At 55.3% G+C, this 23479-nt stretch carries 18 protein-coding genes; 8 read left to right on the forward strand and 10 right to left on the reverse strand.

Features of this window, described 5'->3' with window-relative positions:
• Positions 1-265 precede the first annotated feature (265 nt).
• From WKK33_RS02250 to dapB, 4 genes are all read right to left on the reverse strand, one after another.
• Complete coding sequence (locus WKK33_RS02250) at positions 266-913, reverse strand: WbqC family protein (protein ID WP_337932291.1); 648 nt, start codon at positions 911-913, stop codon at positions 266-268.
• Positions 907-1311: a S26 family signal peptidase gene (locus WKK33_RS02255; protein WP_337932292.1), complete on the reverse strand. Its 405-nt coding sequence runs from the start codon at positions 1309-1311 to the stop codon at positions 907-909. The genes WKK33_RS02250 and WKK33_RS02255 overlap by 7 nt, the downstream gene beginning before the upstream one ends.
• A complete protein-coding gene (lepB, locus tag WKK33_RS02260; RefSeq protein ID WP_330003257.1) occupies positions 1308-2774 on the reverse strand; it encodes a signal peptidase I in 1467 nt (488 codons plus the stop codon). Before lepB ends, WKK33_RS02255 begins: the two co-directional genes overlap by 4 nt.
• A gap of 113 nt (positions 2775-2887) precedes the next feature.
• Complete coding sequence (dapB, locus tag WKK33_RS02265; RefSeq protein WP_309437883.1) at positions 2888-3652, reverse strand: 4-hydroxy-tetrahydrodipicolinate reductase; 765 nt, start codon at positions 3650-3652, stop codon at positions 2888-2890.
• Between the two features lie 237 nt (positions 3653-3889).
• Here dapB and WKK33_RS02270 point away from each other — a divergent pair, with 237 nt between their 5' ends.
• The 3 genes from WKK33_RS02270 to WKK33_RS02280 all read left to right on the forward strand — a co-directional run bounded on the left by WKK33_RS02270 (position 3890) and on the right by WKK33_RS02280 (position 7369).
• A complete protein-coding gene (locus tag WKK33_RS02270) occupies positions 3890-5071 on the forward strand; it encodes a PCMD domain-containing protein (protein WP_337569121.1) in 1182 nt (393 codons plus the stop codon).
• Between the two features lie 62 nt (positions 5072-5133).
• Positions 5134-5910 (forward strand): porin family protein, encoded by a 777-nt coding sequence (locus WKK33_RS02275; RefSeq protein WP_337468564.1) that lies wholly within the window; start codon positions 5134-5136, stop codon positions 5908-5910.
• 10 nt (positions 5911-5920) lie between these two features.
• The gene (locus tag WKK33_RS02280) at positions 5921-7369 is read left to right on the forward strand and encodes a calycin-like domain-containing protein (RefSeq protein WP_337932293.1); all 1449 of its coding nucleotides are present in this window, start codon (positions 5921-5923) and stop codon (positions 7367-7369) included.
• Positions 7370-7616: 247 nt separating this feature from the next.
• Here WKK33_RS02280 and WKK33_RS02285 read toward each other — a convergent pair whose 3' ends face one another.
• Positions 7617-7793, reverse strand: a complete 177-nt coding sequence (locus WKK33_RS02285) for a hypothetical protein (RefSeq protein WP_337932295.1) — start codon at positions 7791-7793, stop codon at positions 7617-7619.
• 308 nt (positions 7794-8101) lie between these two features.
• Between WKK33_RS02285 and WKK33_RS02290 the strand changes: the two genes are divergently transcribed.
• Both WKK33_RS02290 and WKK33_RS02295 read left to right on the forward strand, forming a co-directional pair.
• The gene (locus WKK33_RS02290) at positions 8102-9778 is read left to right on the forward strand and encodes a S41 family peptidase (protein ID WP_337932297.1); all 1677 of its coding nucleotides are present in this window, start codon (positions 8102-8104) and stop codon (positions 9776-9778) included.
• An 863-nt stretch (positions 9779-10641) separates the two neighbouring features.
• Positions 10642-11136 (forward strand): pyruvate ferredoxin oxidoreductase, encoded by a 495-nt coding sequence (locus tag WKK33_RS02295; RefSeq protein WP_337932299.1) that lies wholly within the window; start codon positions 10642-10644, stop codon positions 11134-11136.
• Positions 11137-11410: 274 nt separating this feature from the next.
• Here the strand turns inward: WKK33_RS02295 and WKK33_RS02300 are convergent, their stop codons facing one another.
• The 5 genes from WKK33_RS02300 to topA all read right to left on the reverse strand — a co-directional run bounded on the left by WKK33_RS02300 (position 11411) and on the right by topA (position 17563).
• On the reverse strand, positions 11411-11938 hold the full coding sequence (locus WKK33_RS02300; protein WP_215759576.1) for an RNA polymerase sigma factor: 528 nt from the start codon (positions 11936-11938) through the stop codon (positions 11411-11413).
• Between the two features lie 4 nt (positions 11939-11942).
• Complete coding sequence (argB, locus tag WKK33_RS02305; RefSeq protein ID WP_330002496.1) at positions 11943-12713, reverse strand: acetylglutamate kinase; 771 nt, start codon at positions 12711-12713, stop codon at positions 11943-11945.
• A gap of 90 nt (positions 12714-12803) precedes the next feature.
• Entirely contained in the window at positions 12804-14696 is a 1893-nt protein-coding gene (gene speA, locus WKK33_RS02310) for a biosynthetic arginine decarboxylase (protein WP_337568664.1), read from the reverse strand.
• Positions 14697-15233, reverse strand: coding sequence for a shikimate kinase (locus WKK33_RS02315; protein ID WP_215759579.1), 537 nt, complete (start codon positions 15231-15233; stop codon positions 14697-14699). It abuts the gene before it with no gap.
• Positions 15230-17563, reverse strand: coding sequence for a type I DNA topoisomerase (gene topA / locus WKK33_RS02320; protein ID WP_337932302.1), 2334 nt, complete (start codon positions 17561-17563; stop codon positions 15230-15232). Before topA ends, WKK33_RS02315 begins: the two co-directional genes overlap by 4 nt.
• A gap of 865 nt (positions 17564-18428) precedes the next feature.
• Between topA and rimP the strand changes: the two genes are divergently transcribed.
• The 3 genes from rimP (at position 18429) to infB (ending at position 23336) form a co-directional block, all read left to right on the forward strand.
• Positions 18429-18896: a ribosome assembly cofactor RimP gene (rimP, locus tag WKK33_RS02325; RefSeq protein WP_215759582.1), complete on the forward strand. Its 468-nt coding sequence runs from the start codon at positions 18429-18431 to the stop codon at positions 18894-18896.
• 5 nt (positions 18897-18901) lie between these two features.
• Positions 18902-20170 (forward strand): transcription termination factor NusA, encoded by a 1269-nt coding sequence (nusA, locus tag WKK33_RS02330; protein WP_337468571.1) that lies wholly within the window; start codon positions 18902-18904, stop codon positions 20168-20170.
• Between the two features lie 190 nt (positions 20171-20360).
• On the forward strand, positions 20361-23336 hold the full coding sequence (infB, locus tag WKK33_RS02335) for a translation initiation factor IF-2 (protein WP_337932304.1): 2976 nt from the start codon (positions 20361-20363) through the stop codon (positions 23334-23336).
• Positions 23337-23479 lie beyond the last annotated feature (143 nt).

Raw genomic sequence — 23479 nt, forward strand, 5'->3', positions numbered from 1 at the left:
TCGAAGGCGTGCTTCACGCAAGCGGTAGACCCTTGGCCGCCACTTGCCCCGAGCCCCCTTCGAGGTTTTTTTGCGTGGCGTAAGGGCGCCTTGGCGGCTTTCGCGAGATAATAGCTTCGTAGTGTGCATGCCGAAGTCTCACCCCCTTGTCGCGATGAAATGTGCGATAAGGGCGCTATGAAGATGCAAAACACCGATGAAATAGGTGAAAACAGAACCAATAACCTTCTAACAATCTTCCCTTTCGGTCTAACGATTCATTGGGTTAAAGGAAAAAAATGGCCTCATTGCCCTCGTTGAACAGTAGGTCGAGGATGGAGAGGTTGGGCTGGAAGCCGTGCTTCTGCTGATACACCTGATAGTAAGGAGTGGCTACGAACGAAGGGTCGGGCAACGGTTTCTTCGGGCGAATGGCATCGCGGAAGTCGTCGGCCTGTAGCTCGTCGGCGTCGGCATACTGGTCGGTAAGCTGCAGGTTGGGCCTGATGTCGAGCAATTCGCAGAGCTTGAGCGTGATGGCCAGGTTGAAATCGAACAGGTTGTCCCAACGCTGTTGGAAGAAAGGCTTGATGTCGTCGGCGTAATACTCGAAGAACGGACTCTCGCCATAGGCCGACTGCAAGGCGTTCCAATGCAGGTGGCGCCAGTTGCCATGGTCGCTTACGCGCATGTTGGCCATGGCGCACTTTGAGCTCTCTCCATGCCCCGTTGGCACCGTGAGTGCCTGTTGTCCCGCCTCCGTGGCGATAAGGCAACGGTTGCGGTAGGTCTGTTTCACGAAATGGTCGTGCCGCTCCAGCAGGCAAAGGCCGTAGCGGTTCAGCTTTTGGTACCATTGCACCGGCCCAAAATAAGTAGACGAAAGCAGGGCTACCGAATTGTTTGCAGCCTCGTGTTGTGCGATGGTCACCATGGCAGATGATAGAGTCTTGTGGCCTTTCCCTCCACCTGGTGCAAGTGCACCAAGACGCGGCTTTGGCCCGTGTTGACAAGATAGAGCTTACAGTTGCGGCATGTGCAGCGCCTGCAGCATCGGTATGGAATGCGATAAGTTGCGCTGTCTACCGTGATGGTATCGCCCGGCACGGCCTCTACAGCGCCAATAAGTCGTCCAGGCTGGTTGAAAACCATGAGGTCGCCTCGTTTGAACGCGGCATGCGACACCTTGTTCACCACCACACGGTCGCCCTTGTGGAGTGTCGGCGCGACATCCATAGGGACGGTGTAGATGGCGAAGGCGAAGGCGCGCACGGCCAATAGGATGACCGTGAAGGCGCCCAATGCTACGATAAACTTGGCGAGTTGCCTCATTTGATGTTGTCAACCCATCTGAAGAGCCTGCTCCAGCGTACGCCTTCGAAGCCCTTTCTGTCGGGATCTGAACTCCACCAGATGAAGATGGGTTTGCCAACGATGTGGTCCTCGGGCACGAAGCCCCAGTAGCGCGAGTCGGCAGAGTTGTGGCGGTTGTCGCCCATCATCCAGTAGTAGTCCATCTTGAAAGTATAACTATTGGCGATTTTGCCGTTGATGTAGATGTGTCCGTTCTTCACTTCGAGGTCGTTGCCCTCATAGATGCGTATCGGGCGCTCATAAACGGCGATGTTGTCCATGGTCAGGCGAATGCTCTTGCCCTTCTGCGGAATCCATACCGGACCATAGTTGTCGCGTGTCCATCCCGTCACGGCGTTGAGCGGATAGAGGTCGCCCACATACTGGTCGGTGTTCAGGCGAACACTTGCCACGAGGTCCTTGCGTGCGCTGAGCGCCTTGGCGGCCTTCTTGGTGAGCGGCAGGTAGCCGTTTTGGTTGAGGCTTGTCAGGTCCTCCATTGAGATGCCGAGGTCGTGCATGAAGTCGTCGGGCAGGTTGCCCTTGAGCTTCACGTAGTAGGTGTATTGCACATTGTCGGGCTCCTTGTTGGCCTTGCCGTTGAGATAGATGATGCGGTTCTTGATCTGCAACGTCTGTCCAGGCAGTCCCACGCATCGCTTCACATAGTTCTCGCGGCGATCGGTGGGTCGCGAGTCGATGGAACCGTAGGTGTTGGGGTTGTTGGCAATGTAGTTGCGGCCCAGGTTGTAGATCATCTTAAAGTAGTCGTACTGCTCCTGTCGGTTGAGGTTGGCAGGGTTGACCGCGTCGGCGAAGTTTTGCTCGTAGATCTGTTGGCCCAGGCTGTACACCATGCCGTAGTAGTCGAACGACTGGTAGGCCGGCTCTGTCACGATGGTGTCGCCGGCGGGATAGTTGAACACCACGATGTCGTTGAGCTGCACCTTTCCCAATCCCTTCATGCGTCGGTAGTCCCAATGGGGCCACTCAATGTAGCTCTTGGCCTGTATGAGGGGCAGGGTGTGCTGTGTCAGCGGCATGGTGAGCGGCGTCTGCGGGATGCGTGGTCCGTAGCTCACCTTCGAAACGAAGAGGTAGTCGCCCGTCAGCAGCGACTTCTCCAGTGAGCTCGAAGGGATGACATAGTTTTGGAAGAGGAAGAGGTTAATGAAGTAGACGGCCACCAGTGAGAACACGAGGGCGTCTACCCAACTCATGATGAAGCGCACAGGGCCTTCGGCAGTCTTCCACCACTGCCAGCGTATCTTCTTGGTGATGTAAACGTCGAAGAGCAGCAGGGCGCCGGCGAGCGTCAGCAGCCAGCCGGTGATGGAGCAGGGTTGCACCCATACAATGCACAATGCGTAGAGGAAGAGCACCACGGCCAACTTGGCCCATTGCTTCTTCATGTTGAGGTTTGCTTTTTCCTTGTCGATCATAGTAGTGTTGGGCTTGTGCGCTCCGTCGCCTTGCCATTGGGGTGTTGGGCGCCGTGTGAGCGGCGGCAGGCGTTTCAAGCCGTTCGGATGTTTGCGGAATGAATGTGTGTTCGTTAGGGGATGAGCGAGCTGAAGAGGTCGGTTGTGGTCAGCAGTCCCGTGTGGTTGGCCGTGTATTCGGCGGCCAGCACGGCTCCGAGGGCGAATCCCTGTCGTGAGTGGGCGCTGTGGCTGATGGTGATTTGGTCGGCCTCGCTGTTGTAGGTGATGGTGTGAATGCCGGGCACCTCGTCGTGGCGTACGCTGTTCACGAGCAGCTCGTTAGCCTTATGGTCGGTCGATCCATCCACATGTCCGTCGTCCCACGTGGTGACGCCTGCCTTCCAAGCGTCCTTGCGGTCGAGCAGGCCCACGATGTCTTCGGCCAGTGTGATGGCTGTTCCCGACGGTGCATCGAGCTTGTGAATGTGGTGTGTCTCCTCCATTTCCACGTCGTATTGTGGAAACTGGTTCATGATTTTAGCCAAATACTTGTTGACGGCGGCAAAGATGGCCACGCCAATCGAGAAGTTGGACGCCCAGAACAGCGTCTGCTTTCCGTCCTTTGTCAGGGCTTCCACGTCGTCCTTGTGGTCGGTCATCCATCCCGTCGATCCGCTCACCACCTTCACGTTGTGCTTAAAGGCCCTCAGGTAGTTGCTGTAGGCCGCTGTGGGGTTGGTAAACTCTATGGCCACATCGGCAGATGCGAAGGCCGGGCTGTCAAAGTCGTCTTGGTTGTCCACATCGATTTTGCAGACAATTTCATGGCCGCGGGCGATGGCGATTTGCTCAATCATGTGTCCCATCTTTCCGTAGCCGATCAGTGCAATCTTCATGTTCGTTTTTCCTTCGAATGGTTTGATTGTTGCAAAAGTACTTATTTTATACGAAAGTTGTTGTTTTTTTAATCGAAAGTTGCTGGTGGACAACCTTAAATAATTAAAAATAGGGTAATTTAACTATCTTGAAAACACATTTGCGTCAATCTTTTTTGTGGGATATTTGAAAAGGTGTACCTTTGCACTTTGAAACTATTGGTCCTCCCTATAAGGCTCAGTTAGAAAAGATTGTATATGAAATATCATCTCTTGCTGCCCTGTGTGGCAGCTTGCTCACTGCTTACTTCCTGTTTCAAGGAAGAGCCGCTGAATGCGGAATGCGACATCGAAGCGGTTTATTTCCACCTTGACGAGCCGTTGGGCACGTTCTACCAGTTGGGCGACACATTGCAAAAGGTGTTGTCCGACAATACGGATGTTGTGTTCAACGTCAGGCGCGAGCCGGCTGCCGACCTGTCGCTTGTGGAGCCACAGTTGGTGCTCACCCCGGGCGCCAGCGTGAAAAGCTCAGCCAGAACGGTCGACGAGGCCACCGGGACGGTGCGTTGGAACTACGTCGTTGGGTCGCAAGACAAGCAGTGGTCGAGGGCCTACACCGTCAGCATGGTGCCCACCTCGCGCACCGTAAGCGACACCGTGGCCTACGATTTCGAGAATTTTGAGCTTGAGCCGCAGAAGAAAAAGTATTATGTTTGGCACGACGAGCTCAACGATGGCCAGTGGGGCAACAACTGGGCCACGGGCAATGCGGGCTACCAGATGAGCATGGGCAAGGCCCCTGCCGACGAGTACCCATCGGTTCCTTTGGCCGATGGCTACGACGGCTATGGCGTAAAGCTCACCACGTTGAGCACAGGTCCGTTCGGTGCGGTGAGCAACATGCGCATCGCAGCGGGCAATTTCTTCCTTGGAAAGTTTGATGTGGCCAATGCGTTGACCGACGCCATGAAGGCCACCTGCATGGGAATACCCTTCGACCGCAAGCCATTGAAGTTGCAAGGCTATTACAAGTACACACCGGGCAAGGTGTTCCAGGACCGCAGCGGCAAGCCCGTGGAGAACCGAACCGACGCCGCCGACATCTATGCCGTGTTCTATCGCAATGAGGAAACGGTCACTACGAGCGACGGAAAGACCGAGACGCGCCCCGTGATGCTTCATGGCGAGGATACCAAGACCAATCCCAACATCGTGGCCATCGCCCAGGTGGCTTACGTGAAGCCCACCACCGAGTGGACGCTCTTCGACGTAACGTTCGACTACATGTCGGAGGTCAACCTCGAAACGCTCGTCAGCCGCGGTTACAACCTGGCCTTGGTGTTCTCCTCTTCGATCGACGGCCACCACTTCCAGGGCGCCATCGGCAGCCAGTTGTGCATCGACAAGGTGCGCGTGGTCTGCGAGAAGGAGGAGTAAGACCATCCCTTCCGCAACGGCTTACCTACCCAAACGATTCATTATCTCATAGCTAACGACTCATGATCAAAAAGATATTCATCCTCATAACCCTTGCCGCGGCAACCCTTCAGGCCAACGCCGACAATCTCATGAAAGGCTTGGTCGTCAAGACCCGACGTGGTTACAACATCGGTGGAACGGCTCCGCTGCCCATGCCGGCCAGCATACGCAGTCTCAACGACTACTCGTTCAAGGCCAACTGGAGCCTTGGCGTCGACGCCACCAAACCCCTCGACGACCGTTGGGGCGTGGCCGTGGGCCTGCGTTTCGAGGCCAAGGGCATGAAGATCGACGCCGATGTGAAAAACTATCACGAAGTGATGGTGCAGGGCGACCAAACGCTCGACGGCATGTTTACGGGCTCGGTGGTGACCGATGTCAGGCAGTGGATGTTCACGGTGCCTGTGCAAGCCTCGTTGAAAGTGTGCCATAACGTCGACCTCCGCTTCGGTCCTTACGTCTCGGTGCTTACCTCCAAGGGATTCTCGGGCTATGCCCACAATGGATATCTGAGGCAGGGCGACCCCACCGGACCCAAGGTGATCATTGGCGATACGCCCGGAACCATGGGCTATTACAACTTCTCCAGCGACATGCGTCGCTTCCAATGGGGCGTGGGTGTCGGTGCTGATTGGATATTCTGGCACAACTGGGGACTCTACGGCGAGGTCAACTGGGGCTTGAGCGGCTTGCACAAGAGCTCGTTCCACGTGCTCGACCAAACCCTTTATCCCATCTTCGGACAGGTGGGAGTGATATGGAAAGCAGGAAAGAAATCGAAAAAGAACAATAAGTAATCAGGTATTTATGAAGAAAATTTTTACTTTGTTAGTAGTAGCCATGACCGCTATGAGCAGCATGGCAGCCAACTACACCGACAGCCTCACCGTGACGGTGAATGGCCAAAGCGTTGAGCAACATGCCACCATCTCTGTGGACAAGGACCAGGATGGGCTCCTGACGTTCTCGCTTAACAACTTCATCTTGTCTATGGGTGGACAGGAAATGGGCATCGGCAACATCGTTATCGACAAGTTGCAGCCAATGGTCGCAGGCACCGACACATTGCTCGAGTGCTCACGTAACATTTATATCACCGAGGGCAACGACCCCAATGTGGATGTATGGGTGGGCCCGAATCTCCAGAAAGTGCCTATCAATTTCGTGGCAAAGCTGTCTCATGGCCGTGCCTATGCCAGCATCAGCATCTACATGGCAGCGATGCAGCAGAACATCGACGTGACGTTTGGCTCAGGCTATCAGATCCCCAACAGTGGTTTTGAGAACTATCACACTTATGCCTATGATATCGACGAGCCCCTGCGTTGGCACTCTTTCGCTACGGCAGGTGGTATGTGGGCGTATATAGTATGCCAGACAGCGCATACGTTCCAGTCGGAAGATGTTCGTCCTGGATCCACAGGAAGCAAAAGCCTTAGCTTGAAGGCCACTTCTATCTTTAATCTTATTGCCAATGGTACCGTTACCACGGGCCGTATGATAGCTGGTTCTATGTCTCCTTCAGACCCCCAAAACCATGCTGAGCTCGACATGAGCAACACTGAGGTTGACGGAAATGGCAACCCCTATTATATCAATATGGTGGGTCGTCCCGACTCGCTTGCCGTGTGGGTGAAGTTCTCACAGGCCAAGGCTAACAAGAAGCACCCTTATGCCACGGTGAGCGCCTACATCACCGATGGCACCCGTTTCCAGGATCCCCAGGACAAGACGTATGGCAATGTCATGGCCAAGGCCGTGAACAATACCATCGCCACCACGGGTGGTGAGTGGAAGCGCATCGTTGTGCCCTTCACCTATGTCAACGACTCTATCGACGGCAAGGCCATCCTGGTCACCATCTCTACCAACGCCGATCCGGGCCAAGGAAGCAATGGCGACGAGATCATCATCGACGATTTCGAGCTGATCTACGACGCTGAGCTCACAAACGTTACACTGGTGGGCGACGAGGTGAAGCCCGAGCTCAAGGGTAAGGGCGCGTTCTGCGTGGTTTCTTACAACAAGAACGAGGCCAACGAGAACATTGCCACCATCAAGGTCTACTCCGACGACCTGAAGACCCACTTCACCAAGACCTTCAATATGACTACCGCTGCTGGCATCGGCTCGGTGGAGGCCAACGGCGCCGTTCGCAAGATCTACAACGTGGGCGGACAGCTCGTAAACGACATGAAGGCCGGTCAGGTCTACATCGTCAAGGAAGGCGGTAAGACCTTCAAGGTGCTGAAGTAAGCCGTTAAGGCAACCCAATAAGCCGTGTGCCTGCTTCCCAAGGCGGGCACACCCATCAGGGAAAGTCCCGGTCGTCCACTATGGATGGCCGGGACTTTTGCGTGGTGGGCTATCCATGGCTTCGCGCAAGGTGGTGGGCATCGCCGTGGTGAACGAAATGATGCACGGAATGGGGCCTAAGGCTTAGAAAACTAAAGTTTCGGATTTAGTTTCAAACGGGCTGAATGATCGTTCAAACCGAATGCAATCAAGCATGCTTGAATTGCTGAGGTGCAGCCGATAATGCACGGGCTGAAAGCCCAATGAGCGCATAGCCCAGGGCAAGCGAAGCGACACCCTGGGTATTAATCGTATTTTCATTGGTGCGCCCTGGAAGGGCAAAAGCATTCATCCTTATGTGGATTTTGCTCAGTGACTGTGCCATATTTATTACGCTTTTGCTCTTTCAGAGCGTTAATGGGTATGTTGTTTGTATTCATACCCAGGGTGTCGCTTCGCTTGCCCTGGGCTATGTTCTTGTTGGGCTTTCAGCCCGCCCTTGACCCAGGGTGTCGCTTCGCTTTCCCTGGGCTATGCGCTTGTTGGGCTTTACCTTTCCGCTTCGCGCCGGTGACGGTAAGTTCAGCCCACTCTGCCTAAATCAGAAACTCCAATTAGAAAATCATCATTCTTGATGGTCGCTATCATTTTTGTTTGTATCTTTGCAACACAAATATAATAGAGAGATTGCACATGAGAAAACTGATCATGGCCGTGACCCTGTGGCTGGCAGCCATCGGGGCCGTAGCCCAAAACGACGACCATAATTTTGATGTGGCTAAGAACCTCGACATTCTGAACGCCATTTACAAGAACCTCGACATGATGTATGTGGACACGCTCAACCCCGACGAGGTGGTGGGCAACGCCATCAACTCGATGCTCCGAGGACTGGACCCTTACACCGTCTATTACCCCGAGGACAAGCAGAAGGACCTGAAGATGATGCTCACGGGCAAGTATGCGGGCATCGGAGCGCTCATCCGCTACAACTATAAGCTCGGGCGCGTCTGCATCGACGAGCCCTACGAGAACATGCCGGCCGCCGAGGTGGGACTGCGTAAGGGCGACATCATCCTCAGCATCGATGGCGAGGACATGACGAAGAAGAACAACGACTATGTGTCGGAGCACCTCAGGGGCGAGAGCGGCACCACGTTCGAACTGAAGATTCTACGTCCGTCGACCAAGAAGAACATGAAGTTCAAGGTGACGCGCCGCATCATCCAACTGCCCTCCATTCCCTATTATGGCATACAAGCCAATGGTTTCGGCTACCTGAACCTCTATTCCTTCACGGAGGGATGCGGCAAGGAGGTGCGCAATGCCATCATCGAGATGAAGAAAAACGGCATGAAGGGCCTCGTGCTCGACCTCCGCGGCAATGGCGGTGGCTCGGAGATGGAGGCCGTCAACGTGGTGAACTGCTTTGTGCCCAAAGGACAGCTCGTGGTGAGCAACCGTGGTAAGGTGAAGCGCATGAACCACGACTATAAGACCACCGTGGAGCCTGTCGACACCGTGATGCCCGTGGTGGTGCTGGTCAACGGCTCGTCGGCTTCGTCCTCCGAGATTACAAGCGGAGCGCTGCAAGACCTCGACCGCGCCGTGGTGATGGGAACCAAGACCTACGGTAAGGGCTTGGTGCAAACCATGGTGGACTTGCCCTATAACGCGCAGATGAAGCTCACAACCAACAAATACTACATCCCCAGTGGCCGTTGCATCCAGAAGGTGACCTATCGCCATGGCAACGGAGGCAGCGCCGAGGCGGTGGCCGACTCGGTCGTGGAAGGGTTCCACACCGCCAACGGCCGTCCGGTGAAGGGCGGTGGGGGCATTGAGCCCGAGGTGGAGGTGAAGCCCGACTCGCTGCCCAACATCACCTATTACCTCGCGGCCATGCGCGACTCCGACGAACTGGTGCATACCTTCGAGATCGACTACATTGCCAAGCATCCCACCATTGCCCCCGCAAGCGAGTTTGCGCTGACCGACGCCGATTACGAGGAGTTTAAGCAAAGGGTGCTCAACAGCCATTTTAAGTATGACGCCATGAGCGCCAAGTCGCTCGACGACCTCGAGAAGTTGGCTAAGTTTGAAGGCTATTACGACGATGCCAAGGCTGAGTTCGACGCCCTGAGGAAGAAGCTGAAGCCCAACCTGGCCAAAGACCTCGACTTCAATAAGGAGAGCATCTGCGAGATTCTCAACAACGACATCGTGGCCGCTTACTACTACCAGCGGGGTGCCGTGCAAAACACGCTGCGCACCGACAAGCAGGTGAAGGCCGCCTTTGACCTCTTGGCCGATACGGAGCGCTACCAGCAACTGCTGAAGCCGCAGCCCAAGGACAAGGCCAAGAACTAACCGTTGGTCCCCGCAGCCACCCATGGCGCCTCCTGGGTGGCGCCTGTCCACATACCGCCAAGGCCCCGAAGCCTCCATCGAGGAGCGCCCGGGGCCTTGGCGCGTTTTTGTCCCCAAATCGGCCTTATTATATAAGGCTCGATGGGGCGCCCATGGCACGCGGCGTAGATACACCATGATAAGGCTGTTGGCCCATATGGCTTTTGCCATCACTTGTGGTTGGATGGATTGGGAGCCATGAGGCGCTTTTAGGGGTTGGCGTCAAAAAGCGTAACAATCTATACTGCAAACTACACATTTCTTTTCCAAGACAAAAATATTTGGCCGAAATACGCGATTCTCGACGTGTTTTTGCAACATGCTTATAATCAAAATGTTGTGTTTTCTTGTCCACCTTCCGCCCTTCGAATTCCACCTCTCTCATCGCGATAGATGGCCTTTCACCATGCGAAACATGCCCGATCGCCATGCGAAACATGGCTGATCGAGGTGGGGTTAGGCATCTTTCGCAACTCGAAACATGCCCGATCGCCAGCGCCCGCCTTGTTTTCGCCGCTCGCTTTCCGTGAAAACGGCCATTTCGCGCGCTCGTTCACCCGAAATTGCGACACAACTTTTTCACCAAAAAACCTCACATCCTATGCGCCACCTACCAACTTGAGGCCTTCCCCAGCCGCACCTTCCCCATGGCCCTTGTTCTCCTATAGCACGGATGTCGCCGTGTGCGCGATTTCCTACGGCTTGCTTGACGGATGGTTGCGGAGCAGAAAGGAACTTAAATCTAAACAAATGTTAAATATAGAAAATCCCGTAACATTTAGGGATTACAGTCGTCGTACTCATGAAAACGGTAATAAACGAACATGGATTACAAGTACATCAACCAGTTGTTGGAGCGCTATTGGAAGTGCGAGACCTCTTTGGAAGAAGAGGATATCCTCCGTGCTTTCTTCAGCCAAGACAACATTCCCGCAGAGCTGGAACGCTACCAGCCGCTCTTTGCCTACGAGGCGAAGGAGCCGGTGAGCGATGTGCTGGGCAAGGACTTCGACGAGAAGATCTTGGCCATGGTCGAGGAGTCGCAGCCGGTAAAGGCCAAGGTCATCACTATGACGCAACGTCTCCGCCCGCTCTTCAAGGCAGCCGCCGTGGTGACCATCGTGCTCACGTTAGGCAATGCCATGCAGGTGCCGTTTGCCAAGCAGAACGCCGATCCTATCAGCAGCTACGACGGCTATAGCAAGCCCGAGCTCAACCACGGCACATCGGTGGCCATGAGCGATAGCGTGGTGCTCGACACCATGAAGCGCAGCTTGGCGGAGCCCACGGCAAAGATGGGCGACCCCATCATTAAATAAGATAATTTCTATGCTTTCTCTATAAAATCATGTTTAGTAAAACAAAATGAAACTGTGAAGTTTCAATTCTCTCAAATTTTTCATAACATACTAACGTTGAAAGGGACTGTAGCTCAGTGGTGAGTCGTACAGTCCCTTATTTTTTGCCTCCGCTCGTTAGCGGATGATTCGTTTTGTACCTAAAAGTTGCTTATGGGTTGCCCTAACGCTTGCAACGCGATGAGAAGATTGTTGTGACGTGCGATTAGGGCGGTTGCGGGCTGGCCCCGATGGGTTAGGGGTTCTTCTTGCTTACGCCAAAGTTGTCGAGCTTTTGGAATTGCGTCTTGATGGCTTGTCGGCCCCTGAAGATGTTTACCTTCACTTGTTCCTCGGGTATTCCCATGACCGTGGCAATCTCCTTGTAGGTCTTTCCCTCAAAGTCGCGCAGCTGGATGCAGCTTCGTTGCTTCTCAGGCAAACTGTCTACGAGGTGCCTCACAATGTCTATGCGGTTGTTTGTCGTGGCCTTGTCGAGGGGCGTTTGCTGCGTGTCGGCCGCATCGGTGCGCACGTTCTCGAGTGTCTCGTTGCGGTTATCGTGTCGCTTGATGCTGTCGAGCGCCAGGTTTCGGCAGATGGTGAAGCAGAAAGCCTCAATGTTGTCGATCGTGTCCCACTTGTCGCGCACGTTCCAAGCCTTGATGAGCGTTTCCTGCACAATATCCTCAGCCTCGGCGTTGCGCAGGGTGATGCGCAGCGCCAGGCGGTAGAGCTGGTTCTTCAGCGGTAGGATATCGTTTTGGAAACTGATTTTACTCATGTTCTTACTGGATGACGGTGCCCCCTTCTTGGCCGATGGCCGAGGCTTGTGTGATGATAACGCGGCCCACGCCAGCGCTTACTGCTGCCAAGGCGTTCTCCACCTTGGGCTTCATTCCGCCAGCGATGGTGCCGTCGGCGGTGAGACGGTCGAAGTCGGCGCGTGTGATGACAGGTATCACGCTGTTGTCGTCGGCGGGATCGCTGAGCACGCCAGGCTTCTCAAAACAGTAGACGAGCGTTACGTCGGCGTATGCGGCGAGCGCCTTGGCCGTCTCCGAGGCCATGGTGTCGGCGTTGGTGTTGAGCATGTGTCCCTGCCCGTCGTGGGTCAGGGGAGCGATGACCGGCACAATGCCTTGGTCGAGCCACGTCAGCAACAGGTCGCCCTTAACGTGGTCTACGTCGCCCACAAAGCCGTAGTCGATGCCGTTCTTCAATGGGCGTCGGTGACTGCGTATCACGTCGGCGTCGGCTCCTGTGAGTCCGAGGGCGTTGACGCCCCTTGCCTGCAGGCGCGCCACGATGTCCTTGTTGACCAAGCCTCCGTAGACCATGGTCACCACCTTGAGCATGTCGGCGTCGGTGATTCGTCGGCCGTCGACCATCTTACTCTCGATGCTGAGCGATGTGGCCACCTTCGTGGCGCGTCGTCCACCACCGTGAACAAGGATCTTCGGTCCGTCTACTTGTGCGAACTGGTCGAGCAGCTGGTTGAGCTGGCCCTCGTGCTCCACGATGGCTCCACCCACCTTGATGATGGTAATCTTTTTCATGTTGTGTGTTGTTTATGGTTGGCAAACGATGCGTTTGGCAAGCGTTTTATGGGGAGAGGCCCTCCGTCGAGGGCGCTCTCCGTGGTGTGTTTACTCCAGGTAGGTGTAGCCGTAGAGTCCTGAGCGGTAGTTGCTGAGGAACTCCTTGCCCTCGTCGAGCGAGAGCTTGCCTTGCTTGACGCTCTTCGTCACCCACTGCTCCAGCTGTCTGACGAGCTTCTTGGGGTTGTACTGCACATACTCGAGCACCTCCTCGACGGTTTCGCCATCGATGATTTGGTCGATGTTGTATGTGCCGTTCTTCACGCTGATATGGGCTGCCGTGGTGTCGCCGAAGAGGTTGTGCATGTCGCCCAGGATCTCCTGGTAGGCGCCCACGAGGAATACGCCGATGTAATAAGGCTCATCCTTGCGCAAGGCGTGTACGGGAAGCACGTTGGCCTGCGAGCCGTTGATGGCGAAGTTGGAGATCTTTCCGTCGCTGTCGCAGGTAATGTCCTGTATCGTGCAGTTGCGTGTGGGGCGCTCGTTAAGGCGCTCGATGGGCATGATGGGGAAGAGCTGGTCGATACCCCAGCAGTCGGGCAGGCTCTGGAAGAGCGAGAAGTTGCAGAAGTATTTGTCGGCCAGGAGCTTGTCGAGGCCACGCAACTCATCGGGCACGTGCTTCATGGTCTTGGCCATGGAGTCGATTTCGTGGCACACGCTCCAATACATGGCCTCCACCTCGGCGCGTGTCCTGAGGTCGACCATTCCGTGGGCGAACATGTCGAGACAGTCCTCGCGGATCTGGTCGGCGTCGTGCCAGTCCTCCAACATCGACTTGGGGTTGATGTTGCACCATATCTCGTAGAGGTCCTTCACCAACTTGTTGTCGGTCGATTTGGCCTCAAACTCCTCGGGCATCTCGGGCAGTGAGGCGGCGCCCAGCACGTCGAGCACCAGCACGGAGTGGTGGGCCGACAGCGACCGGCCGCTCTCAGTGATGATGTTGGGGTGGGGAATGCCGGTTCGGTTGGCAATGTCGACAAAGGCGTACACGCAGTCGTTGATATACTCCTGGATGGAATAGTTCACCGAGCTCTCCGAGTTGCTCGAGCGTGTGCCGTCGTAGTCGACACCCAGTCCGCCTCCGCAGTCCACAAACTCGATGTTGTAGCCCATCTTTCTGAGGTTGGCGTAATACTGTCCGGCCTCGGTGAGGGCGTTCTGTATGCGGCGAATCTTGGTGATTTGCGAGCCGATATGGAAGTGGATGAGTCGCACGCAGTCGTGCATACCCATGCTGTCGAGTTTGTTGAGCGCCTCAAGCAGTTCCGAGGGCGTCAGTCCAAACTTCGACGCGTCGCCACCGCTCTCGGCCCATTTGCCCGAGCCCGAGCTTGCGAGCTTGATGCGGATGCCGATGTTGGGGCGCACGTTGAGGCGTTCAGCGGTCTTGGCGATGATGTCGATCTCGTTGAGTTTCTCCACCACAATGAAGATGCGCTTGCCCAGTTTCTGCGCCAACATGGCCAGCTCGATGTAGCTCTCGTCCTTATATCCGTTGCAGATGATGAGCGAATCGCTCTTACACTGCACGGCGATGACAGCGTGGAGCTCGGGCTTTGATCCAGCCTCGAGGCCGAGGTTGAACTTCTTTCCGTGCGAGATGATCTCGTCGACGACGGGTTGCATCTGGTTGACCTTGATGGGGTAGATGATGTAATCCTCGCCCTTGTAGTCGTATTCCTTTCGCGCCTTGTCGTAGCACGATGCCATTTTCTCAATGCGATTGTCGAGGATGTCGGGGAAACGCAACAGCACGGGAGGCGTTACGTCGCGTAAAGCCAGCTCGTCGATCACGTCGCGCAGGTCGATCTGCGTGTTATCCTTGCAAGGAGTGACGTAGGCGTGTCCCTTCTCGTTGATTCCGAAATAGGACGTTCCCCATCCGTTGATATTGTAAAGCTCCTTAGAGTCCTCAATAGTCCATTTTTTCATTTATGCTATGCCCAATGTTTCTTTTAGTTTTGCTACTGATATTTTGATCTTCTCATAATTGTCCATCAAGGTCACATCCACCGTGTGTTTGGCCTTGCTGTAAAACGGTTCGCGCACCTGCAGTTGCTCCTCGATATAGGTCTTGACCTGCTCGGGAGTCTTGTTCAGGAGCAGGGGGCGCACCGTTTTGCCCATGCTCAGGTGTTTATGGAGCACCTCGGGAGTGCATTTCAGGTAGACCGTCTCGCCCTGCTGGTTGAGGTAGTCGATGTTATCGAAGAAACATGGGGTGCCTCCTCCGCAACTGACGACGATGTTTTCGAACTCGGCCACCTCGTGAAGCATATTGCGCTCGATGACTCGGAATCCATCCTCGCCTCGTTCGTCGAAGATTTGCTTCACTGTTTTGCGCATGCGGCTCTCGATGTACCAGTCGAGGTCGTAGAACGGCATGTTAAGGTCTTTGGCCAGTGCGCGCCCCACGGTGGTCTTGCCCGATCCCATGTAACCCATGAGTATGATGCGTGATGGTGTCATCGCTTAGCCCTCCTGGCCTTTGGTTCGGGTGCGGTCCTTACAATCTCCATGCACTCCTCGTAGCTCAACGCACCGCTGAGCGCCTGGTCTTGCAACTTCTTGTCGATATGGTAGTTCTTGCCGTCGTAGGCGATGTAGGGGCCGTAGCGACCTTTCATGAGCTCCAGTTTGGGGTCTTCGTCAAACTGCTTGATGTGCTTCTCCTGGTCGGCCTTGCGCTTCTGCTCTATTAGTGCGACGGCTGTTTCGAGGGTTACGGTGAGGGGATCCTCTGTGCGCGGCAGCGACACATACTTCTTCTCGTGCATGATGTAGGGTCCGAAGCGGCCTGCGCCGATCACCACCGGCGAGCCCTCGAAGTTGCCCACCTCGCGCGGAAGCTTGAAGAGCTCCAACGCCTCGTCGAGCGTGATGGTCTCGATGCTCTTGTCCTTGGGCAACTGGGCGAAGAGGGGTTTCTCCTTGTCCTCGGCCGTTCCAATCTGTGCCACAGGTCCGAAGCGGCCGATCTTCACGAACACAGGCTTGTTGGTTTTGGGGTCGATGCCCAGTTGGCGCTCGCCAGCCTTGTGCTCAGAGCGTGCGTTCATTACCTTCTCCACGTTGGGCTCAAACTTCTTGTCGAAGTTGATCATCATCTTCGTCCATTCCTCCTTGCCCTCGGCAATACGGTCGAACTGCTCCTCGACCTTGGCCGTGAAGTTGTAGTCCATGATGTCGGGGAAGTTTTGAAGCAGGAAGTCGTTTACCACGAAGCCGATGTCGGTAGGCAGCAGTTTGCCCTTCTCCGATCCGGCCATCTCGTGCTTGGTCTTCGAGGTGACGGCGCTGCCCTTCAGCGTGTCGATGGCGTAGGCGCGTTCCACACCCTTCTTGTCGCCCTTCTGCACGTATTCGCGCTGTTGAATGGTTGAGATGGTGGGCGCGTAGGTTGACGGGCGGCCGATGCCGAGCTCCTCGAGCTTGTGCACCAAACTGGCCTCGGTGTATCTCACGGGACCCATGGAGAAACGCTCGGTGGAGGTGATGTCGGCGCGCAGCAGTCGCTGTCCGGCCTTCATGGCGGGCAGGAGGTTGCCCTCGTCGTTATTGGTTGCCTCCTCGTCGGTCGACTCATGGTAGACCTTCAGGAATCCGTCGAAGCGAACCACCTCGCCGTTGGCCACAAACTGCTCCTCGGCGCCACTGATGTTGATGGTCACGGTGGTCTTCTCCACCTGGGCGTCGGCCATCTGCGATGCTGCCGTGCGCTTCCAGATGAGCTCGTAGAGACGACGCTCCTGGGCCGTTCCGGTGATGGTGGCCTCGTTCATGAAGGTGGGGCGGATGGCCTCATGGGCCTCCTGGGCACCCTTCGAGTGGGTGTGGTAGTTGCGGGGTTTGCTGTAATCGTCGCCGTAGAGCTTGCTGATCTCCTCCTTGCAGGCGTTGATGGCCAGTGAGGAGAGGTTCACGCTATCCGTACGCATGTACGTGATGCGTCCACTTTCATATAGGCGCTGCGCCACCATCATGGTCTGCGACACGGTGAAGCCGAGCTTGCGGGCCGCTTCCTGTTGCAGGGTGGAGGTGGTGAAGGGAGGCGCCGGCGAGCGTTTCAGGGGTTTCTTGGTGATGTTGTCGACGGTGAACAAGGCGTCCTTACACTGGTTGAGAAAAGCCACGGCCTCGTCGTGCTTGGCGAAACGGTGGTCGAGCTCGGCCTTCACCTCGCTCTGCGAACCATCGGCGTTGGTAAGGAGGAACAGGGCGTTTACGCGGTAGTAGGGCTCGCTCTTGAAAGCCTGAATCTCGCGCTCGCGGTCGACGATGAGTCGTACGGCCACGCTCTGCACGCGTCCGGCGGAGAGGGCGGGCTTCACCTTGCGCCACAATACGGGCGACACCTTGAAGCCCACGAGGCGGTCGAGCACGCGACGGGCCTGCTGCGCGTTCACCAGGTTCATATCGAGGTGGCGTGGGTTCTGGATGGCCTCCATGATGGCGGGCTTGGTGATTTCGTGGAACACGATGCGCGAGGTCTTCTCCTCGTCGAGTCCGAGCACTTCGCAAAGGTGCCAACTGATGGCTTCTCCTTCGCGGTCCTCATCGGATGCCAACCAAACAGTCTTGGCTGCTTTCGCGTTCTTCTTCAAATCGGCCACCACCTTGGTCTTCTCCTCAGGAATCTCGTAGGTGGGTTGAAGGGTCTTTTCGTCTATGCTGAGTTCTTTCTTCTTTAAATCTCGGATGTGTCCGTACGACGACATCACCTTGAAGTCTTTACCCAGAAATTTCTCGATGGTCTTTGCCTTTGCCGGGCTCTCGACGATCACTAAATTATCTTGCATACTAACAGGTATTGTTTTTTTCGGTTGGCAAAAGTAATTAAAACTTTTGTCTACACCTTATATTATAGAGATAAATTTTATTTTTTTAATAATCTTCGTGTTGACTGGGTAGAGGGCGTGGATTGATATGTTGCTGAAAAACAGCGACAAAAGCGTGAATTTGCGCTACGTTTTTTGCCTTTGGTGTCGCGGTTAATTGCCTGTGAGTCGCTTCTTCCAGAGGGGTGGCGTTGTGGTTGGGCGTACTTTGGGACTGCGTGGGGTGTGTGGGTTTGGGAATTTCTGTAGTATGGGTGTCTGCTTGTCGTTGGGGTTTGGAATGCGGTAGGATGGCTTCTTGCAGAATATTGCTGACAAACCAGGGAAAAGTGCGCCGCGGGCCATTCTGCCCAAACGACGGTACGTAACCGCGGTTAGGCAGGAACGGAAGCGTTGGAAAAGCGGTCGCCGTCAAATGATGATGACGCCCGATTTCCACTTTCCGGATCTTGATGAGCCCGTTTTCAGGCTCTTGTCATGCTCATCGGTAAGGAGGCGTGTTGGCTTGCTTGCCCCATGCCTCTTTTTGCCCATGGCGCTTGGAGGCTCGGATTATCCAAGTCTGATTATCAAAAATGGATAATTTGTTTTGGGTAATCAGAATGATTTGTTGTTGCACCCATGACCTTGGTCACCCTCTCCGACCCCCTCATGTCGCTCTGGTTGGACAAAAATATACGTTAAAATAGCCTCCAAAAGGAGATTTCTTGCATTTTTTATAAGAAGCGCTTGTGAGGATCGAATATTTTTCGTACCTTTGCATCGTTCAGTGGAATGAGGGGCTCCAAAGAGGGCTCCTCATTTTGTTTTATACAAAGCATAACGTATGATAGACAAAAACGTCGTTAAAAACTTAGTTGAGGAGTGGTTGGCAGACAAAGACTACTTCTTGGTTGATGTTACCGTCAGCCCCGATGACAAAATCACCGTGGAAATCGACCATGCCGATGGGGTGTGGATTGACGATTGCGCAAAGCTGAGCCAGTTTATCGAGGACCATCTCAGTCGCGATGAGGAGGATTATGAGCTCGAAGTGGGCTCAGCCGGACTGGGGCAGCCCTTCAAGGTGGAGCAGCAGTACATCAATTGCATTGGCGAGGACGTCGAAGTGATGGACGCCGACGGAAAGAAGGTGGCCGGAAAGCTTAAGAGCGTTGACGGACGCGACTTCGTGGTGTCGGTCAACGAAAAGGTGCAGGTGGAAGGAAAAAAGCGCCCCGTGAAGATGGACGTGGACCACGCATTCAACATGGATAATGTGAAATATACAAAATACTTAATTAGTTTCAAATAAAAACTATGGCTGTAAGAAAGAAAGACGACGAGCAGTTGTCGATGATCGATAGCTTCCGCGAGTTCAAGGATACCAAGAATATCGACAGAACCACACTCGTGAGCGTGCTGGAGGAGAGCTTCCGCAACGTCCTTGCGAAGATATATGGCAGTGACGAGAACATCGACGTGATCGTTAACCCCGACAAGGGCGACTTCGAGATCTACCGCAACCGTGTCGTTGTGGAGAACGGTGAGGTGGAAGACGACAACAAGCAGATCTGCCTGAGCGACGCACAGAAGATTGAGCCCGACTATGAGGTGGGCGAGGAAGTGTCGGAGCCGGTCGACTTCGCCAAGTTCGGACGCCGCGCCATCCTGACCCTGCGCCAGACGCTGGCGAGCAAGATCCTCGAGCTTGAGCACGACGCACTGTTCAACAAGTATAAGGATCGTGTGGGACAGATCATCTCAGCCGAGGTCTATCAGGTGTGGAAGCGCGAGGTGTTGCTCGTTGATGACGAGAACAACGAGCTGATCCTGCCCAAGAGCGAGCAGATTCCCGCCGACCAGTACCGCAAGGGCGAGACGGTGAGAGCCGTCATCGAGCGTGTGGACAACGAGAACAACAACCCGAAGATCATCCTTTCGCGCACCAGCGGTAAGTTCCTTGAGCATCTGCTTGAGCAGGAGGTGCCCGAGATTGCCGACGGCCTCATTGCCATCAAGGCGGTGGCTCGCATCCCCGGAGAGCGCGCCAAGGTGGCCGTGGAGAGCTTCGACGACCGTGTCGACCCCGTGGGCGCCTGCGTCGGTGTGCGTGGAAGCCGTGTGCACGGTATCGTGCGCGAGCTCTGCAACGAGAATATCGACGTGATCAACTGGACTGCCAACACGAAGCTGTTCATACAGCGCGCACTTAACCCCGCTAAGGTGTCGAGCATCGATCTCAACGAGGAGGACAAGAAGGCCGAGGTGTTCTTGGATCCCAGCGAGGTGAGCTTGGCCATCGGTCGTGGTGGACAGAACATCAAGTTGGCTTCTATGCTGACCGGCTACACCATCGACGTGTACCGTGTGGTCGACGGCAAGCAAGAGGCTGAGGTCGACGACGTTTACCTGGATCAGTTTAACGACGAGATCGACCAGTGGATCATCGACGCCATCAAGGGACTGGGTCTCACCACGGCCAAGGCTGTGCTCAACGCCCCCCGCGTGATGCTCGTCGAGAAGGCCGACCTCGAGGAGGAGACGGTCGATCATGTGATCGAGGTCCTGAAGAAGGAGTTCGAGTAATCCAACGGCTCTAAGACAAGAGCCGTCCCCTAATAAAAGGTGAAAAGCGTGGGGGAGGGCAGCACGCCTCCCCAGGCTTCCAAATAACAAGTCAAAAGAGATTATAAATATAATAAATAGAGTAAGGTGATGGAGCGAATGGCGTTTTACCTTTTTGCCACGAACCCCTCTCGCCTTTAAGAAAGGTTTTATGAGCATCAGATTAAACAAAGCACTACGTGAATTGAACATAGGACTTCAAACGGCAGTTGAATTCCTGGAAAAGAAAAGCGATCTGGGCGAGGTGAAGGCCGACGTGAGCTTCAAGCTCAACGATGCGCAGTATAAGGCGCTCGTTGAGGCTTTCAAGCAAGACGCAGCCGTGCTCTCAGCCGCCAAACAGCTTTTCCCTAAGAACAAGGAGAAAAAGCGTGAGACGGATTCCAAGCGGACAGAAACGCGCTCAAAGAGTGTGCTGGAGGGAACAAGCCACCAGCAGTACAAGCCATTGGGCAAAATTGACCTTGACAACCTGGGCAAGAAACCGGTCGGGGTCGGCTCTGCTGCTCCTGAGCCTGTTAAGAAAGAGGAGGCCAAGACTGCTGCCGTCAGTCGCGAGCCCGAGAAAGTCGTTGCCGAGAAGCCTGTGAGCGCAGCTCCGGAGAAGGTGGCCCCCAAGGCAGAGGCTCCCAAGGTGGAACCTGCCAAGAAGGCTGAGCCCGCCAAGGTGGTTAAGGCGGAGGAACCCGTGAAGAAGACGGAACCCGCCAAGCCCGCACAGCAGGCAGCTCCCGCTCCTGCCAAGCCCGCCGAGGCTCCGAAGGCCAACGTTGCGGCAAAGGCGACAAGTCAGAACAACGCCCAGAAGGAGGCTCCCAAACAGGAGGCTGCTCCGAAGAAGGCTGAGGAGAACGCTCAGCCCGCTCAGCAGGAGGAGAAATCGGGCGTGTTCCAGTTGAGCAGCGAGAGGAAGATTCTCAATACCCCCAAGGTGAACGTCTTGGGTAAGATTGACCTCTCGGCCATCAACCAAAGCACAAGACCCCGTAAGAAGTCGAAGGAGGAGCGCCGAAAGGAGCGTGAGGCCAAGGGACAGAACGGTGCCAACGCTGGAGACCGCAAGAAGCGTCAGCGCATCAACAAGGAGCGCGTGGACATCAACGCCGTCGGACAGCAGAACAACCGCAACGGAAACAACGGCGGCAACAACAATGCCGGCAACAACAATAACAATAAGAAGAGCAAGAAGAAGAACAACCGCAGCCAAAAGCCGCTTGAGGTGAACGAGGAGGATGTAGCACGTCAGGTAAAGGAGACGTTGGCTCGTCTGACCAGCAAGCAGAACAACAACAAGCGCGGTGCCAAGTATCGTAAGGAAAAGCGTGAAGCTGTGCAGGAGAAGCTCGACGCAGAGGCACGTAAGGAGCGCAAGGAGAGCAAGGTGTTGAAGCTCACCGAGTTCGTTACGGTGTCGGAGTTGGCTACCATGATGGATGTTTCCGTCAACCAGCTCATCGGCACACTGATGAGCATTGGCGTCATGGCCTCTATCAACCAGCGACTCGATGCGGAGACCATCAACCTCGTGGCTGATGAGTTCGGATTCCAAACGGAGTATGTCAGCGCCGAAGTGCAGGAGGCTGTTAGCGAGGAGGAGGACGATGAGAGCGATCTCGTGCCCCGAGCTCCGATCGTGACGGTCATGGGACACGTAGACCATGGTAAGACTTCGTTGCTCGACCATATCCGCAACACCAACGTGATCGCCGGTGAGGCCGGTGGTATCACACAGCATATTGGCGCTTATAGCGTTACAATGAAGAACGGACGAAAGGTGACGTTCCTCGATACTCCGGGTCACGAGGCCTTCACGGCCATGCGTGCTCGTGGTGCGCAGGTCACCGATATCGCCATCATCATCGTTGCTGCCGACGACTCGGTGATGCCTACCACCAAGGAGGCCATCGCCCACTGTCAGGCCGCTGGTGTGCCCATGGTGTTCGCCATCAACAAGATTGATAAGCCCGGAGCCAACCCCGATCGCATTCGCGAGGACTTGGCCAACATGAACCTGCTCGTGGAGGAGTGGGGTGGTAAATACCAGTGCCAGGAGATTAGCGCCAAGAAGGGCATCGGTGTCGACGACCTCATGGAAAAGGTGCTGCTCGAGGCCGACATGCTCGACCTCAAGGCCAACCCCAACCGCAAGGCTTCAGGTACCATCATTGAGTCGTCGCTCGACAAGGGACGCGGCTATGTTTCGACGGTTCTCGTAAGCAACGGTACGTTGAAGGTGGGCGACATCGTCCTCGCTGGTACCAGCTGGGGACGCGTCAAGGCCATGTTCAACGAGCGTAACCAACGCATCGACAACGTGGGACCCGCAGAGCCTGCCATCGTGCTTGGTCTTAATGGAGCACCGACCGCCGGTGACGCTTTCCACGTGATCGACACAGACCAGGAGGCTCGAGAGATAGCCAACAAGCGTGAGCAGCTGCAGCGTGAGCAGGGACTGCGTACACAGAAGCGCCTTACCTTGGGCGACATCTCACACCGCATTGCACGTGGCGAGTTCCATGAGCTCAATATCATCGTTAAGGGTGACGTTGACGGATCGGTGGAGGCTTTGTCCGACTCGTTCATCAAGCTGTCGACCGAGAAGGTGCAGGTCAATGTCATCAGCAAGGCCGTGGGTCAAATCTCGGAGAACGATGTTATGTTGGCAAGCGCTTCCGACGCTGTCATCGTGGGATTCCAGGTTCGTCCATCATCGGATGCACGCAAACTGGCCGACCGCGAGGGCGTGGAGATCAACACCTACTCGGTTATCTACGATGCCATCGACGACATCACGTCGGCCATGGTAGGCATGCTCGACAAGGTGAAGAAGGAGATTATTACCGCCCAGGTTGAGGTGAGACAGGTCTATAAGATATCGAAGGTTGGCGCTGTTGCCGGTGGTCTGGTTACCGAGGGTAAGGTGCACAACAAGGACAAGGCTCGTGTGGTTCGCGATGGTATCGTCGTTCACACCGCCCCCATTGCCGCCTTGAAGCGTTATAAGGACGATGTGAAGGAGGTTGTGACGGGTCTGGAGTGTGGTATCTCGCTTGTCAACTACAACGATATCCAAGCCGGCGATGTCCTGGAGACCTTCACTGAGATTGAGGTGGAGCAGAAACTGTAAGATCTAATAGCATAAGGCCTCTCCAAGCCTTTCCATGGCGGAGAGATGTGCGAGCGTTTGTCGAAACGCAATCGGTGTGCTGCAACAACGTTGGGGCGCAGCGATTGCATAACGGCGGGAGGCTTGTGGCGCATCGCTCTCTC

Origin of the sequence: Hallella sp. (assembly GCF_037460745.1) — a bacterium.
GTDB lineage: Bacteria > Bacteroidota > Bacteroidia > Bacteroidales > Bacteroidaceae > Prevotella > Prevotella faecis.

What these genes read in the sequence shown, in the direction of transcription:
- WKK33_RS02250 (WP_337932291.1), bottom strand. Translation starts at nt 913, where the DNA reads ATGGTGACCATCGCACAACACGAGGCTGCAAACAATTCGGTAGCCCTG.
- WKK33_RS02255 (WP_337932292.1), bottom strand. Translation starts at nt 1,311, where the DNA reads ATGAGGCAACTCGCCAAGTTTATCGTAGCATTGGGCGCCTTCACGGTC.
- lepB (WP_330003257.1), bottom strand. Translation starts at nt 2,774, where the DNA reads ATGATCGACAAGGAAAAAGCAAACCTCAACATGAAGAAGCAATGGGCC.
- dapB (WP_309437883.1), bottom strand. Translation starts at nt 3,652, where the DNA reads ATGAAGATTGCACTGATCGGCTACGGAAAGATGGGACACATGATTGAG.
- WKK33_RS02270 (WP_337569121.1), top strand. Translation starts at nt 3,890, where the DNA reads ATGAAATATCATCTCTTGCTGCCCTGTGTGGCAGCTTGCTCACTGCTT.
- WKK33_RS02275 (WP_337468564.1), top strand. Translation starts at nt 5,134, where the DNA reads ATGATCAAAAAGATATTCATCCTCATAACCCTTGCCGCGGCAACCCTT.
- WKK33_RS02280 (WP_337932293.1), top strand. Translation starts at nt 5,921, where the DNA reads ATGAAGAAAATTTTTACTTTGTTAGTAGTAGCCATGACCGCTATGAGC.
- WKK33_RS02285 (WP_337932295.1), bottom strand. Translation starts at nt 7,793, where the DNA reads ATGGCACAGTCACTGAGCAAAATCCACATAAGGATGAATGCTTTTGCC.
- WKK33_RS02290 (WP_337932297.1), top strand. Translation starts at nt 8,102, where the DNA reads ATGAGAAAACTGATCATGGCCGTGACCCTGTGGCTGGCAGCCATCGGG.
- WKK33_RS02295 (WP_337932299.1), top strand. Translation starts at nt 10,642, where the DNA reads ATGGATTACAAGTACATCAACCAGTTGTTGGAGCGCTATTGGAAGTGC.
- WKK33_RS02300 (WP_215759576.1), bottom strand. Translation starts at nt 11,938, where the DNA reads ATGAGTAAAATCAGTTTCCAAAACGATATCCTACCGCTGAAGAACCAG.
- argB (WP_330002496.1), bottom strand. Translation starts at nt 12,713, where the DNA reads ATGAAAAAGATTACCATCATCAAGGTGGGTGGAGCCATCGTGGAGCAC.
- speA (WP_337568664.1), bottom strand. Translation starts at nt 14,696, where the DNA reads ATGAAAAAATGGACTATTGAGGACTCTAAGGAGCTTTACAATATCAAC.
- WKK33_RS02315 (WP_215759579.1), bottom strand. Translation starts at nt 15,233, where the DNA reads ATGACACCATCACGCATCATACTCATGGGTTACATGGGATCGGGCAAG.
- topA (WP_337932302.1), bottom strand. Translation starts at nt 17,563, where the DNA reads ATGCAAGATAATTTAGTGATCGTCGAGAGCCCGGCAAAGGCAAAGACC.
- rimP (WP_215759582.1), top strand. Translation starts at nt 18,429, where the DNA reads ATGATAGACAAAAACGTCGTTAAAAACTTAGTTGAGGAGTGGTTGGCA.
- nusA (WP_337468571.1), top strand. Translation starts at nt 18,902, where the DNA reads ATGGCTGTAAGAAAGAAAGACGACGAGCAGTTGTCGATGATCGATAGC.
- infB (WP_337932304.1), top strand. Translation starts at nt 20,361, where the DNA reads ATGAGCATCAGATTAAACAAAGCACTACGTGAATTGAACATAGGACTT.